Source organism: Providencia sp. UF-224 (assembly GCF_058245955.1).
Window position 1 is genome coordinate 22079 of sequence record NZ_JBSICC010000021.1, and the last position, 14422, is coordinate 36500.

Here is a 14422-nt window from a genome sequence, read left to right on the forward strand (position 1 = left end):
TATTAAAGGCGGAAAAAAACTCCCAACAGCACGTCCAAATCGTATTAACGACGAGATCCGTGCGACTGAAATCCGTGTCACTGGTTTAGACGGTGAGCAACTAGGCGTCATGAGCGTGCGTGAAGCACTCTTTAAAGCAGAAGAAGCCGGTGTCGACTTAGTCGAAATCAGCCCAAATGCTGAGCCGCCAGTTTGCCGTATTATGGATTACGGTAAATATCTTTATGAGAAGAGTAAGTCTCAGAAAGAACAAAAGAAAAAACAAAAAGTTGTTCAAGTGAAGGAAATTAAATTCCGTCCAGGAACAGACGAAGGTGACTACCAAGTTAAACTGCGTAGTTTAATTCGCTTTTTGGAAGATGGTGACAAAGCTAAAGTTACGCTGCGTTTTCGTGGTCGTGAAATGGCACACCAACAGATTGGTCTGGAAGTGCTTAACCGCATCAAAACTGATCTGGATGAACTGGCGTCAGTGGAGTCATTCCCTTCAAGAATTGAAGGGCGCCAGATGATCATGGTATTGGCACCAAAGAAAAAATAATTAAGCCAGTATGGTAATAGTTAAACAGCGTTCATTTGGGCGCTGTTTAACGTATTTTTTCAATAAAATGAGATGGTTTTACGTATACTTATCGCGTTTTTTTGAGTGTAAAACCGAGTATGAAATTGACAGTTTCGACCCTCCTGAGATTAAAAATCTTACGCAAATGCTAAGTTTTCAAATACGTTAGCGCGATTTATTTCAATATTTACTTGAGTAATCGGGCAAGAAGCATTAAAATCCGCGGTCGAATCGCTTTGTCGGTTTTTATAAATGCTGACAAACAAAGAATATTGTACGCACGTTAATTTTTAATAAAATAACGGGTGTATATGCTTGAGAGAATATGCAAATCTCTTTATCCAGTTGGAGGAATGAAGTATTAAAGGCGGAAAAAGAATCCCAACAACACGTCCAAATCGTATCAACGATGAAATCCGTGTTCCTGAGGTCCGTTTAACAGGTTTAGACGGTGAACAGTTAGGCATTATGAGCGCGCGCGAAGCGCTTGAAAAAGCTGAAGAAGCAGGTGTAGACCTTGTTGAAATTAGCCCAAATGCTGAACCGCCAGTTTGTCGTATTATGGACTACGGCAAATTCCTTTATGAGAAGAGCAAGTCTCAAAAAGAGCAGAAAAAGAAACAAAAAGTTGTTCAGGTGAAGGAACTTAAATTCCGCCCTGGTACGGATGAAGGCGATTATCAGGTCAAACTACGCAACCTGATCCGCTTCATAGAAGATGGTGATAAAGTTAAAGTAACGCTGCGTTTTCGTGGTCGTGAAATGGCTCACCAACAGATCGGTATGGAGATGCTTAACCGCATCAAACAAGATCTGGAAGAGTTAGTTACTGTTGAATCATTTCCTTCAAGAATTGAAGGGCGTCAAATGATCATGGTGCTAGCACCGAAGAAGAAATAATTAGGCCTGCAAGTAATATTCATTCATAGCAATATGAACGTTATTCGCCTAGTTAATTCGTAGTTAATAACAATGCGAAGTTGGAAATTAAAGAAATGCCAAAGATTAAAACTGTACGTGGCGCAGCAAAGCGCTTTAAAAAAACTGCAGGCGGTGGCTTTAAGCGTAAGCATGCAAACCTTCGTCATATCCTGACTAAAAAGTCAACTAAGCGTAAACGCCATTTACGTCCGAAAGGAATGGTATCTAAAGGCGATCTGGGTCTGGTAGTTGCTTGCCTGCCTTACGCATAAGTAAACAATTTAGTTAATTAAGATAAAGACGATAGGAGATAGCTTATGGCTCGCGCAAAACGTGGTGTAATCGCACGTGCACGTCACAAAAAAATTCTGAAACAGGCGAAAGGTTACTATGGTGCACGTTCACGTGTTTACCGCGTAGCGTTTCAAGCGGTAATCAAAGCTGGTCAATACGCTTACCGTGACCGCCGTCAACGTAAACGTCAGTTCCGTCAACTGTGGATCGCGCGTATCAACGCTGCGGCTCGTCAGAACGGCCTGTCTTACAGCCGCTTCATCAATGGCTTGAAAAAAGCTTCAATTGAAATCGACCGTAAGATCTTAGCAGACATCGCAGTTTTCGATAAAGCAGCATTCACTGCTTTAGTTGAAAAAGCGAAAGGCGCTTTAGCTTAATTGTTTGCTTGAAAAGAGGAGGGTAACTTCCTCTTTTCATTTATAGTTATTTATGTTACTACTTTAGTAACGTATTTTATTGGAAAGTTATCAATGCACGCTGTTATTTTTCGTTTCTTTTTTTACTTTAGCACCTGAAGTTCGGGGGCTTTTTCGCGTAAAGAAAGAAGAAACGAAAAGTTACGCTAAAGCCTCCTTAGGGAGGCTTTTTTGTTTTTAGTTTTAGATTAAATACAGTAAAATCAGTTAGGTACTCATCCATTACTTAATGGAATGTGGAGCTTAATAAATTTAGTGAATAACTAGCAAAAAGACCAAGTGGTCATAAAGGGGAAACAATGCCACATCTCGCTGAGTTGGTTGCACAGGCAAAAGCAGCCATTGAACAGGCCCAAGATGTTGCTACGTTGGAGTCAGTGCGTGTTGAATTTTTAGGCAAAAGCGGCCATTTCACACTCCAGATGAAAACGTTGCGTGATCTGCCAGCTGACGAACGTCCAGCAGCAGGGGCTGTGATAAATGAAGCCAAAGTACAGGTTCAAGATGCGCTGAATGCCCGCAAGGATGCAATGCAAGCTGAGATCCTCAATGCACGTCTTGCTTCAGAGAAAGTCGACGTGTCATTACCTGGGCGTCGAATGGAAAATGGTGGGTTACACCCAGTGACCCGTACAATTCAGCGAATTGAAGAGTTTTTTGGCGAGTTAGGTTTCTCCGTAGAGACTGGCCCTGAAATCGAAGATGATTACCATAACTTTGATGCGCTGAATATTCCTGCTCATCATCCAGCACGTGCAGATCACGATACATTCTGGTTTGATGCAAAACGTTTGTTACGTACTCAGACCTCAGGTGTGCAAATTCGTACTATGAATGGGCAACAACCACCAATCCGCATTATTGCTCCGGGTCGCGTCTATCGTAATGATTACGACCAAACTCACACCCCAATGTTCCATCAAACAGAAGGTTTGATTGTTGATAAAGACATTAGCTTTACCAACTTAAAAGGCACATTGCATGATTTCCTGAATAATTTCTTTGAAGAAGAAGTTCAGGTACGTTTCCGCCCATCTTATTTCCCGTTTACTGAGCCTTCAGCCGAAGTTGATGTGATGGGTAAAAACGGAAAATGGTTGGAAGTATTAGGTTGCGGAATGGTACACCCAAATGTATTACGCAATGTAGGTATTGATCCAGAAGTTTACTCTGGATTTGCATTTGGTATGGGAATGGAACGTCTGACAATGTTACGTTACGGTGTTTCTGACCTACGTGCATTCTTCGAAAACGATCTTCGTTTCCTCAAACAGTTTAAATAAGGCGGGTTTATCTCATGAAATTCAGTGAACTCTGGTTACGCGAGTGGGTGAACCCGGCGATCAGTAGCGAAGCATTATCAGACCAAATCACTATGGCAGGCCTCGAGGTTGATGGCGTTGAAGGTGTTGCTGGTGAGTTTCACGGCGTTGTTGTCGGTGAAGTGGTTGAATGTGGTCAACACCCAAATGCAGACAAACTACGTGTGACAAAAGTCAACGTGGGTGGTGAGCGTTTATTAGATATTGTTTGTGGTGCACCAAATTGTCGCCAAGGCCTAAAAGTCGCAGTTGCAACAGTCGGCGCGGTATTACCGGGTGATTTTAAAATTAAAGCGGCGAAATTACGTGGTGAGCCGTCTGAAGGTATGCTGTGCTCATATTCAGAGCTGGGTATTTCTGATGACCACAGTGGCATTATTGAATTACCACTTGATGCAACTATTGGTACAGATATCCGTGAATATTTAAAATTGGATGATAATGCAATCGAAATTAGCATTACACCAAACCGTGCAGATTGCCTAAGCATTTTAGGGGTTGCGCGTGATGTAGCGGTTATCAATAAGTTAGAATTAACTGAACCTGCAATTAATACAGTTTCAGTCACCACGAAAGACACTTTCCCAATTCGTGTTGAAGCGCCAGAAGCCTGTCCACGTTTTGTGGGCCGTGTGATTAAAAATATCGATGTTTCTGCACCAACGCCATTATGGATGAAAGAAAAACTGCGCCGAGGCGGTGTTCGTTCTATTGATGCAGTTGTGGATATCACCAACTATGTCTTACTGGAAATGGGCCAACCGCAGCACGCTTATGATTTAGACCGTTTAGACGGTGCTATCGTTGCGCGTATGGCGAAAGACGGTGAAAAGCTGGTTCTGCTTGATGGCAGCGAAGCAACGCTAAAATCAGACACGTTAGTGATTGCCGATGAGTCTAAAGCATTGGGTATTGCGGGTATTTTTGGTGGTGAACACTCTGGTGTAAACACAGAAACAAAAAATGTTTTATTAGAATGTGCATTCTTTAATCCACTGTCGATTACTGGCCGTGCTCGTAACTATGGTTTGCATACTGATGCATCACACCGTTTTGAGCGTGGTGTGGACCCACAACTGCAATTCAAAGCGATTGAGCGCGCAACAGCGTTGATCGTGGAAATTTGCGGTGGTGAAGTCGGTGAAATTATTGATGTTACTAGCGAACAGCATTTACCAAAAGCGGCAAATATTAAACTGACTCGTCATAAATTAGACCGTTTAATTGGTCATTTTATTGAAGATAATTTAGTCACCGATATTCTAACTCGCTTAGGCTGCAAAGTGACTGTTTCAGAAAATACGTGGGATGTTGTTGCTCCGAGCTGGCGCTTCGATATGCAAATCGAAGAGGATTTAGTCGAAGAAGTTGCACGTGTTTATGGTTACAACAGCATTCCTGATGTGCCATTACGCGCTGACCTCATTATGACGGATCATAAAGAAGCGAACCTGCCGTTAAAACGCATTAAAACGGTATTAGTTGACCGTGGTTATCAAGAAGCGATTACTTATAGCTTTGTAGACCCGAAAATTCAGTCTTTATTGCATCCTGCACAAGACGCGCTTCTATTACCAAACCCAATCTCTGCTGATATGTCAGCAATGCGTTTATCGCTGTGGACTGGTTTATTGAGCACGGTTGTCTATAATCAAAATCGTCAGCAGAACCGAATTCGTTTATTTGAAACGGGGCTGCGCTTTATTCCTGATAATCAAGCAGAATATGGAATTCGCCAGGAACCTATGCTTGCAGGTGTGATCACGGGCAATAGATTTGAAGAACATTGGTCATTAGATAAACAAGTTGTTGACTTCTTTGATTTAAAAGGTGATCTTGAAGCTGTTTTTGAATTGACTGGGAAACTAAATCAAATTACATTTAAATCTGAAGCACATCCTGCATTACATCCGGGGCAAAGTGCTGGGATTTATCTGGAAAATGAACATATTGGCTTTATTGGTGTTGTTCATCCAGAATTAGAACGTAAACTCGATTTAAATGGTCGTACGGTGGTGTTTGAGGTTCGTAGTGATGCGATAGCACAACGTGTCATCCCTGAAGCTAAGGCGATTTCACGCTATCCATCGAATCGCCGTGACATCGCTGTGGTCGTGCCAGAAAATGTAGCAGCTGCAGAAGTTTTGGCAGAGTGTAAAAAAGTTGGCATAAATCATATAGTTGGCATAAACTTGTTTGATGTGTATTGTGGTGAAGGGATAGCGGAGGGTTATAAGAGCCTTGCTATCAGTCTCGTCTTCCAAGATACCCAGCGTACGATGGAAGAAGAAGAGATTACCGCTACCGTTGATCTGTGTGTTGCTGCGTTAAAACAGCGATTCCAAGCCTCCTTGAGGGACTAAACCTATGGCGCTTACTAAAGCTGAAATGTCAGAAAATGTGTTTGAAAAATTGGGTGTTAGCAAACGTGATGCTAAAGAACTGGTCGAAACTTTCTTTGAAGAAGTTCGCCTTTCTTTGGAAAACGGTGAGCAAGTAAAATTATCTGGATTCGGTAACTTTGATTTACGTGATAAAAATCAACGTCCCGGACGTAACCCAAAAACTGGGGAAGATATTCCAATTACTGCACGACGTGTTGTTACTTTCCGCCCAGGCCAAAAATTAAAAAGCCGCGTGGAAAAAGCAACGCCAAAAGAGTAATCATATCAATTCAATTTGGTATAGAAAAAGACCGCCTAGGCGGTCTTTTGTTTTTGCAGTAACTTAAATTATTTAAGCTGTTTTTTAATTAACTTCATAAGAAGTTCATTCGAGAGATTCATATGATCAGTTTCTTGCTTAAGCAATTCTTTTTGTTGCTCTTTGTTTAATTTTTTAAACTCCATTTCTTCGACGGGTGTTCTTTTGGCTGAGCTCAATCCTCCACCAAAAGCAGTAGCAATTTGCATTGGTTCCATTCTGTTTTCTTTTGAATGTATAGCGGCTTCAACAAACAGTGGCATACAAATTTGCAAATGTAATGGTAGTTCTTGCAGACTAGGTAATCTTTTTTCCGCGTTGTTTGAGGCTATCCGTAAAATTTTATCTCGCTTGTTTAAATTCATATCTGCAACATATTTTTTTGTTGCATTTTCATGATCAATCGATTCTTTGTATGTATTTACTAGCTCATTATGTTTGTTTTTTTCTGTTGGATGCTCAGTCATTATGTCGTTTCGTAACACTTTAATCACACCAGTAAGTTCATTTTGCCTAAAACTATTATTGTTTATTAGCAGTTGATTAAAATCTGCATTGCTCGCGAGTTCGACTAAGAGATCAGGTATCTTAGATTGAACACCATTTATTCTAAAGAAACCTTCCTGTTTAATGTATTCTGGGTTACTCAGCAAAGCGAAAATAGCCTTATTCATGGTATTGAAATCTGTTTTTTTATCTTTAGGTATATCAGAGTACTGATTGATTAATTCAATATTTTTTAAGTAGATACTTTTGGCTTTATCAGCAATTATAGTCTTTTTTTGAATATCTAGGTTGACACCTTGAGTTTGGAGCAGAGGTGATAAGTCATCTTGAATTTTGTTTTTTTCCTGAGGCTGTGCAGTATCAAATTGTTTGGGGGGTGTATTCTCAAAGTAGTCAGGAAGTCGATTATTGATAGGTACTTGTGAGTTTGTTGCTGTATTTTTATGATATGCGGGGTTATCTACAGTCTCAATGTTTTCAAACTTCTGTTTTAGTATGAACCTGAGTTTATGATATATAGAAATAATGGATTGAATTACTGTGTTTTTGACAGTTTTTAGTGAATGAATAAAAGACCTATTTTTTATCCTTTCAGGCCATTGTTCTTTATTAGCGTGATTACTGTGTATCGGACTTGCACCAGTTTTTATTTCTAAAGAGCCCACATGTATTACTCCAAAGTTGAAAAAATGAGTGTAGATTCATTTATGTGCTATCTCTTGCATAAAAAGCTATAATCTTTTAACTCACTAATAAATAAGTTAATCTATCAATGAACCACTCTCTATTGCAGCTACAAGAACAACAAAATAAATCAGACATTCGTTTGATTGCATTCTTGCTGCTTACACTTTGCATCATTGCGATAGTGTCAATCAGTGCTGGAGAGACCTGGTATTGGCCAAATCAATGGATGAATGACTCAGCACAACTGTTTGTTTGGCAAATTCGATTGCCTAGAATGCTTGCCGTTATTGTCGTCGGGGCAGGGTTGGCGGTTACTGGGGCGGTTATGCAGGCTTTATTCGAAAATCCACTGGCAGAACCCGGTCTATTGGGGATCAGCAACGGCGCTGGTGTAGCAGTCGTATTCACGGTATTAATGTCATCAGGCGTCACACATTATGGAGTGCTCAGTGCGAGTGCGATTATTGGTGCTTTGTTACTCACATCGTTATTGCTTTATTTTGCCAAACGAAAAAACCTGAATAATGCGAGTTTATTGCTCGTTGGTGTTGCTCTTGGAGTGGTGAGCGGAGCGTGTATGACGTGGATGGTATACATGAGCAGTAACCTCGATTTACGCCAACTATTATATTGGATGATGGGAAGCTTTAGTGGCGTTGATTGGCGGCAGATAGGGCTAGTCGCCGCTTGTATTCCATTTTTACTATGGGTAGCATGCCAAGGTAAAATATTAAATTACCTTTCTTTAGGTTCTCTCCAAGCTTATCAATTAGGCATATCAGTACATAAGTGGCGTATTATTCTCATTATCATTAGTGGTGTATTAATTGGTTTGAGTGTTGCTATTGCTGGGGCAATTAGCTTTATTGGTTTAGTTATCCCACATATTCTACGCTTAAGTGGCTTAACTAATAACCGTTTACTGTTACCCGCTTGCGCAATAGCGGGCGCATTAGGCCTGTCATTGGCTGATTTATTGTCGCGGTTATTAATTGCGAATGCAGAAGTTCCCATTGGTGTCATTACTGCCACATTGGGCGCACCAATGTTTATTCTGCTGCTTATTCGTCACCAGCAATGGCGGTAAACCTAATGAATACACTGATGATTATTGGTATCAAAAATATTACTTCAGAAAACCGCCTCATTAATTTTACTGAATCTGTATTTGCAGGTGAGCAAATTCATCTTTTAGGCGCCAATGGTGCAGGGAAAAGTACGTTACTTTCCGCACTAAGTGGGTATCTTCCTGTTACGGGTGAAATTTGGTTTAACGGTGAAGATATTCGCCATTGCTCTCTTACTCAGCTAGCGAAACAACGGGCTTATTTTGTTCAGCTTGCGAGTAATACACCTATTATCAAGGTGTTCCAATATCTCGAACTGTTTTTACCTTCAACACAGGCAGCGGCGGATGTTTTTGTGCAACTGTGTGATGATTTTCAATTATCACCGCTTTTGCATAAAGGGATTTATCAACTCTCTGGAGGTGAATGGCAGCGCGTCAGGGTTTGTGCTGCATTTTTACAAGTTTGGGATGATAAAGAGTTAACGGGAAAAATCATTTTATTTGATGAGCCGACCAATAATTTGGATATTATTCAACAGGCAATGTTAGATAAGTGGATTAAATATTTTTGTGATTGCCAAGGAACCGTTATAATGAGTGGGCATGACCTGAATCATTCTTATAAAAATGCATCGCGAATTTGGTTGTTAAAACAAGGTCAATTGTTTGCATCAGGAAAACCTACTGATGTGATGACAGAAAATAACTTATCTGACATTTTTAAAACCGAGATTAAGATAAGTCAGAGCACATCCTATAGACAATGGCAAATTATTAATTTTGACGATTAACCAAAAAGTTGTTTTAATCACTCGTTTTTATGCGGGATAATGCAGCAATGTTCGTCGGTGTTGAGGTTCGGTTAAAGTACAATTAACTAGAATATTCTATTCACAATGAAAACTAGGCTATAAACAATATGAGCAATTTCTTACCATTTTCAAAACCAGCAATTGGTGATGAAGAGGTCAAGGCAGTTGAAAAGGTTCTGCGTTCAGGCTGGATTACAACAGGCCCACAGAATCATCAGTTAGAAGAAGATTTTTGCCAACGTTATGGCTGTAAACATGCAATTGCATTGTCCTCTGCAACCGCGGGCATGCATGTCGTTTTGATGGCTTTAGGGATTGGGCCTGGTGATGAAGTGATCACACCGTCACAAACATGGGTTTCGACAATTAATATGATTGAGTTGCTGGGTGCAACACCTGTCATGATTGATGTTGACCGCGATACTTTGATGATCCAACCCGAAGCCGTAGAAAAAGCGTTAACGGCAAAAACAAAAGCTATCATTCCTGTTCACTATGCTGGTGCACCTTGTGACTTAGACGCATTACGTTCAATCGCACAAAAAGCAGGCGTCGCGTTAATTGAAGATGCGGCTCACGCGGTAGGTACACGCTATAAAAAGGAATGGATCGGCGAGAAAGGCACATCCATTTTCTCATTTCATGCCATTAAGAATGTGACATGCGCAGAGGGTGGTTTAGTTGTAACTGATGATGATAAACTTGCTCAGCGTGTTCGTACACTTAAATTTCATGGTTTAGGTGTTGATGCATTTGATAGACAAATGCAAGGGCGTAAACCACAGGCAGAAGTTGTTGAGCCGGGCTTTAAATATAATTTATCCGATATTCATGCTGCGATAGCGGTCGTGCAATTGTCCCGTGTGGAACAGTTGAATCAACGTCGCGCTGAATTAACCGCGCATTACCGTAAATTGTTGGAAAAATCCCCATTACAAATGCTCAAAGTTCCTGAGTATGAACATTTACATGCTAACCATTTATTTATGGTGCGCGTAGATAAAGATATATGTGGAATTGACCGTGATACGTTCATGGAAAAATTAAAAGCTCACGATATCGGGACGGGGCTACATTTTCGAGCAGCACATACGCAAAAATATTACCGTGAAAAATACCCTAAATTAACACTGCCAGAATCGACATGGAATAGCGAGACGTTGTGTTCGTTGCCTTTATTCCCTGATATGACGAATGCAGATGTTGAGCGGGTTGTTAACGCGGTGGAAGCAGTTCTTTTGGAGTCAAAATAGTGTCACACGCAGATGAATTTGATGAGATTAAAAAAGTCTCAGTGGTAATCCCTGTCTATAATGAAGAGCAGAGCTTGCCTCAATTGCTTGAGCGTACGATTAAATCGTGCAAGCAATTAACACAAAGCTATGAATTAATTTTAGTGGATGACGGCAGCAGCGACCGTTCAGCTGCTATGTTAACTCAAGCAGCAGAAAACCCTGATAACCATGTGATTGCGATTATCCTTAACCGTAACTATGGTCAGCATTCTGCGATTATGGCTGGGTTTAATCAAGCTGATGGGGATTTAGTGATTACGCTTGATGCAGATTTACAAAACCCGCCAGAAGAAATTCCTCGCTTAGTACAAACAGCGATGCAAGGCTATGATGTTGTTGGAACGCGACGCGCTAATCGACAAGACTCTTGGTTCCGTAAGACGGCATCTAAGATGATTAATGCGATGATCACTAAGGCAACGGGTCGTTCAATGGGTGATTATGGCTGTATGTTACGTGCATACCGTCGCCATATTATTCAGGCGATGTTGCAATGCCATGAAAGAAGCACATTTATACCGATTTTAGCCAATACATTTGCTCGTAGAACCATCGAAATTGATGTGGCGCATGCGGAACGTGAATTTGGTGATTCTAAATACAGCTTTATGAAGCTGATTAATTTAATGTATGACTTACTGACCTGTTTAACGACAGCGCCACTGCGTTTGCTCAGTGTTGTTGGTAGTGTCATTGCAGCAGGCGGTTTTTTACTTGCAGTGCTATTAATTGCATTACGTTTGATTTTTGGTGCAGAGTGGGCCGCAGATGGCGTATTCACTCTGTTCGCTGTGCTATTTATGTTTATTGGTGCACAATTTGTTGCTATGGGTCTACTGGGCGAATACATCGGTCGAATTTACAATGATGTACGTGCGAGACCTCGTTATTTTATTCAAAAAGTCGTCGGTGCAGACCTTAAATCCGACAAAAATCAGGAAGAAGACTAATGAAAGCTATTGTTTTTGCCTATCATGATATTGGCTGCGTAGGGCTAAAAGCGCTTGAAAAAGCGGGTTTTGATATTCAGGCTGTATTTACACACACTGATGACCCAAATGAAAACCATTTTTACTCTTCCGTAGCACGCCTAAGCGCGGACATGGAACTTCCTGTTTTTGCTCCAGAAAACGTCAATCATCCATTATGGATTGAACGTATTCGCGAAATGAAACCTGATGTGATTTTCTCTTTCTATTACCGCGACATGCTAAGTGAAGAATTGCTGGCAATTGCACCGAAAGGGGCATTTAACCTGCATGGTTCATTATTGCCAAAATACCGTGGTCGTGCGCCAATCAATTGGGCATTATTAAACGGTGAAAGCGAAACTGGCGTAACCTTACATAAAATGGTCGCAAAAGCTGACGCTGGCGACATCGTTGCGCAAGAGAAAGTGGCAATCACTGACACTGATACTGGATTAACATTACACGCGAAAGTCCGTGAAGCAGCGGAAGTCTTATTAGATAAAACACTGCCACTGATTGAAGCGGGTAGCTACAAAACGGTTGCTCAAGACGAAAGCCAAGCGACTTATTTTGGTCGTCGTACCGCAGAAGATGGTCAAATCGACTGGAACCGTAGTGCAAAAGAAATTAACTGCCTAATTCGTGCAGTGACAGAGCCATACCCAGGTGCATTCACCTATTTAGGTGCACGTAAAATGGTTATTTGGCGCGCTCGTGTGCTAGATGATAACCAAGGCAAAACCGCGGGGACTGTTCTTTCTAATGATCCACTGCGTATTGCTTGTGGGCAAGGCGCGATTGAAGTGGTTAGCGGTCAAAGCGAAACGGGTCTTTACATGCAAGGTAACCGTCTTGCAAACGAAATGGGTATCGTAACTGATGTTCGTGTTGGTGCTAAACCAACTGCACAAGTTAAACGTCGTACTCGCGTACTGATTTTAGGCGTGAATGGCTTCATCGGTAACCATTTAACTGAGCGCCTGTTAAAAGATGGTAACTATGATATCTATGGTATGGATATCGGTTCATCTGCAATTGAACGCTTCATTGGTAACCCACGTTTCCACTTTATTGAAGGCGACGTCAGCATTCACACCGAGTGGATTGAGTATCACATCAAAAAATGTGACGTCATTCTGCCACTGGTTGCGATTGCAACACCAATCGAATACACCCGCAACCCACTGCGTGTCTTTGAATTAGACTTCGAAGAAAACCTGAAAGTGGTTCGTTACTGCGTGAAATACAACAAACGTATTATTTTCCCATCTACCTCAGAAGTTTACGGTATGTGTGATGATAAAGAGTTTGATGAAGATGAGTCACGTCTGATTGTTGGTCCAATCAACAAACAACGCTGGATTTACTCTGTTTCTAAACAGTTACTTGACCGAGTTATTTGGGCTTACGGCGCGAAAGAAGGCCTGAAATTTACCTTGTTCCGTCCGTTTAACTGGATGGGACCACGTTTAGATAGCTTAAACTCTGCACGTATTGGTAGTTCACGAGCGATCACTCAGTTGATTTTAAACTTAGTTGAAGGTTCGCCAATCAAACTGGTTGACGGTGGTGCTCAGAAACGTTGCTTTACCGATATTAAAGACGGTATCGAAGCGCTGTTCCGCATTATCGAAAACAAAGACGGCAAATGTGATGGTCAAATCATCAACATCGGTAACCCAACGAACGAAGCAAGTATTCGTGAACTGGCAGAAATGTTGTTAGCTAGCTTTGAAAAACACCCAGAGCGTAGCAAGTTCCCTCCATTTGCAGGCTTCCGTGAAATTGAAAGCAGCAGCTACTATGGCCAAGGCTATCAAGATGTTGAGCACCGTAAACCAAGTGTTGAGAACGCGCGTCGTTTACTTGACTGGGTTCCGACTATCGACATGAAAGATACCATCGAAGAAACCTTAGATTTCTTCTTACAAGGTGCTGTTGAAGAGTTAGGTAACAAAGACTAATGAAAAAAGTTGGCTTGAGAATTGATGTGGATACCTACCAAGGTACGTTAAAAGGGGTTCCACAATTACTCAAAGTGCTTAAAGAGCACAACATTCAGGCCAGCTTTTTCTTCAGTGTAGGACCCGATAACATGGGGCGCCATTTATGGCGCCTTTTGCGTCCTAAATTTCTGTGGAAAATGCTCAGGTCTAATGCCGCATCCCTTTATGGGTTAGATATTTTATTAGCTGGTACAGCATGGCCGGGCAAAAAAATTGCTAAGGATTTAGGCTACTTGATGAAACAAACATTGGATGCAGGTCATGAAGTTGGCTTACATGCATGGGATCATCAAGGCTGGCAAGCCAAAGTGGCTAAATGGAGTGAAGCTCAACTGGCTGAGCAAGTTAAGCTCGGCGTGGATGCACTTGAATGTGCAATTGGGCAAAGGGTTACCTGCTCTGCTGTTGCGGGCTGGCGAGGTGATGAGCGTGTGTTAGAGGTTAAGCAAAAGTTTAATTTTGACTATAACAGCGATTGTCGTGGAAAATTTCCTTTCAGGCCTATTTTGCGTGATGGCTCGTTAGGGACAGTGCAAATCCCTGTGACATTACCGACATATGACGAAGTGGTTGGTACGGTTATCAGCGATGAAGCATTTAATGATTATATTCTTCAAGCAATTAAAGATGATAGCGGCGTTCCAGTCTATACTATTCACACTGAAGTGGAAGGAATGTCCAAGTCAGAACAATTTTCACAATTATTGGAACGAATTTCACAAGAAGAAATCCAATTCTGTACATTAAGCGAATTGCTACCTGACGATCTGAATTCATTACCAAAAGGGCGAGTGGTGAGAGCACCGTTCCCAGGGCGTGAAGGTTGGCTGGGTTGCCAAGAAGAGGAATAAACA

Annotated in this window: 15 protein-coding genes and 1 other annotated feature; of the genes, 14 read left to right on the top strand and 1 reads right to left on the bottom strand. The window is 41.4% G+C overall.

What is annotated here, in order from left to right:
- The first annotated feature begins 1 nt into the window (after position 1).
- The 8 genes from infC (AC4IFO_RS16990) to ihfA all read left to right on the top strand — a co-directional run bounded on the left by infC (AC4IFO_RS16990) (position 2) and on the right by ihfA (position 6182).
- Complete coding sequence (gene infC, locus AC4IFO_RS16990) at positions 2-541, top strand: translation initiation factor IF-3 (protein ID WP_071524538.1); 540 nt, start codon at positions 2-4, stop codon at positions 539-541.
- Between the two features lie 381 nt (positions 542-922).
- Positions 923-1462: a translation initiation factor IF-3 gene (gene infC / locus AC4IFO_RS16995; RefSeq protein ID WP_219249470.1), complete on the top strand. Its 540-nt coding sequence runs from the start codon at positions 923-925 to the stop codon at positions 1460-1462.
- A gap of 95 nt (positions 1463-1557) precedes the next feature.
- Entirely contained in the window at positions 1558-1755 is a 198-nt protein-coding gene (gene rpmI, locus AC4IFO_RS17000; protein WP_004263702.1) for a 50S ribosomal protein L35, read from the top strand.
- A 45-nt stretch (positions 1756-1800) separates the two neighbouring features.
- On the top strand, positions 1801-2157 hold the full coding sequence (gene rplT, locus AC4IFO_RS17005) for a 50S ribosomal protein L20 (protein ID WP_004263714.1): 357 nt from the start codon (positions 1801-1803) through the stop codon (positions 2155-2157).
- An 87-nt stretch (positions 2158-2244) separates the two neighbouring features.
- Positions 2245-2372 (top strand) — a sequence feature (Phe leader region).
- Positions 2251-2295, top strand: a complete 45-nt coding sequence (pheM, locus tag AC4IFO_RS17010; protein ID WP_219249469.1) for a pheST operon leader peptide PheM — start codon at positions 2251-2253, stop codon at positions 2293-2295. (Overlaps the previous feature by 45 nt.)
- A gap of 123 nt (positions 2373-2495) precedes the next feature.
- On the top strand, positions 2496-3479 hold the full coding sequence (pheS, locus tag AC4IFO_RS17015) for a phenylalanine--tRNA ligase subunit alpha (protein WP_048606990.1): 984 nt from the start codon (positions 2496-2498) through the stop codon (positions 3477-3479).
- Between the two features lie 14 nt (positions 3480-3493).
- Positions 3494-5881, top strand: a complete 2388-nt coding sequence (gene pheT, locus AC4IFO_RS17020; protein WP_490736161.1) for a phenylalanine--tRNA ligase subunit beta — start codon at positions 3494-3496, stop codon at positions 5879-5881.
- A gap of 4 nt (positions 5882-5885) precedes the next feature.
- Positions 5886-6182, top strand: a complete 297-nt coding sequence (gene ihfA, locus AC4IFO_RS17025) for an integration host factor subunit alpha (RefSeq protein WP_206084012.1) — start codon at positions 5886-5888, stop codon at positions 6180-6182.
- A gap of 68 nt (positions 6183-6250) precedes the next feature.
- On the opposite strand, the gene AC4IFO_RS17030 is transcribed toward ihfA, so the two are convergent.
- On the bottom strand, positions 6251-7393 hold the full coding sequence (locus AC4IFO_RS17030) for a hypothetical protein (RefSeq protein ID WP_490736163.1): 1143 nt from the start codon (positions 7391-7393) through the stop codon (positions 6251-6253).
- A gap of 107 nt (positions 7394-7500) precedes the next feature.
- On the opposite strand from AC4IFO_RS17030, the gene btuC reads away from it, so the two are divergent.
- The 6 genes from btuC (at position 7501) to arnD (ending at position 14419) form a co-directional block, all read left to right on the top strand.
- Positions 7501-8502: a vitamin B12 ABC transporter permease BtuC gene (gene btuC / locus AC4IFO_RS17035; protein WP_490736165.1), complete on the top strand. Its 1002-nt coding sequence runs from the start codon at positions 7501-7503 to the stop codon at positions 8500-8502.
- A 5-nt stretch (positions 8503-8507) separates the two neighbouring features.
- Positions 8508-9275, top strand: coding sequence for a vitamin B12 ABC transporter ATP-binding protein BtuD (gene btuD, locus AC4IFO_RS17040; RefSeq protein WP_490736167.1), 768 nt, complete (start codon positions 8508-8510; stop codon positions 9273-9275).
- A 128-nt stretch (positions 9276-9403) separates the two neighbouring features.
- Positions 9404-10549, top strand: a complete 1146-nt coding sequence (gene arnB / locus AC4IFO_RS17045; protein ID WP_490736169.1) for a UDP-4-amino-4-deoxy-L-arabinose aminotransferase — start codon at positions 9404-9406, stop codon at positions 10547-10549.
- Positions 10549-11541, top strand: a complete 993-nt coding sequence (gene arnC / locus AC4IFO_RS17050; protein WP_206084017.1) for an undecaprenyl-phosphate 4-deoxy-4-formamido-L-arabinose transferase — start codon at positions 10549-10551, stop codon at positions 11539-11541. The genes arnB and arnC overlap by 1 nt, the downstream gene beginning before the upstream one ends.
- Positions 11541-13526, top strand: a complete 1986-nt coding sequence (gene arnA / locus AC4IFO_RS17055; protein ID WP_490736171.1) for a bifunctional UDP-4-amino-4-deoxy-L-arabinose formyltransferase/UDP-glucuronic acid oxidase ArnA — start codon at positions 11541-11543, stop codon at positions 13524-13526. The genes arnC and arnA overlap by 1 nt, the downstream gene beginning before the upstream one ends.
- Entirely contained in the window at positions 13526-14419 is an 894-nt protein-coding gene (gene arnD / locus AC4IFO_RS17060) for a 4-deoxy-4-formamido-L-arabinose-phosphoundecaprenol deformylase (RefSeq protein WP_490736173.1), read from the top strand. The genes arnA and arnD overlap by 1 nt, the downstream gene beginning before the upstream one ends.
- The last annotated feature ends 3 nt before the right edge of the window (positions 14420-14422 follow it).

Bases quoted from the DNA above. Each gene is read 5' to 3' on its own strand.
- rpmI (WP_004263702.1), top strand. From the start codon at position 1,558: ATGCCAAAGATTAAAACTGTACGTGGCGCAGCAAAGCGCTTTAAAAAA.
- rplT (WP_004263714.1), top strand. From the start codon at position 1,801: ATGGCTCGCGCAAAACGTGGTGTAATCGCACGTGCACGTCACAAAAAA.
- pheS (WP_048606990.1), top strand. From the start codon at position 2,496: ATGCCACATCTCGCTGAGTTGGTTGCACAGGCAAAAGCAGCCATTGAA.
- pheT (WP_490736161.1), top strand. From the start codon at position 3,494: ATGAAATTCAGTGAACTCTGGTTACGCGAGTGGGTGAACCCGGCGATC.
- ihfA (WP_206084012.1), top strand. From the start codon at position 5,886: ATGGCGCTTACTAAAGCTGAAATGTCAGAAAATGTGTTTGAAAAATTG.
- btuC (WP_490736165.1), top strand. From the start codon at position 7,501: ATGAACCACTCTCTATTGCAGCTACAAGAACAACAAAATAAATCAGAC.
- btuD (WP_490736167.1), top strand. From the start codon at position 8,508: ATGAATACACTGATGATTATTGGTATCAAAAATATTACTTCAGAAAAC.
- arnB (WP_490736169.1), top strand. From the start codon at position 9,404: ATGAGCAATTTCTTACCATTTTCAAAACCAGCAATTGGTGATGAAGAG.
- arnA (WP_490736171.1), top strand. From the start codon at position 11,541: ATGAAAGCTATTGTTTTTGCCTATCATGATATTGGCTGCGTAGGGCTA.
- arnD (WP_490736173.1), top strand. From the start codon at position 13,526: ATGAAAAAAGTTGGCTTGAGAATTGATGTGGATACCTACCAAGGTACG.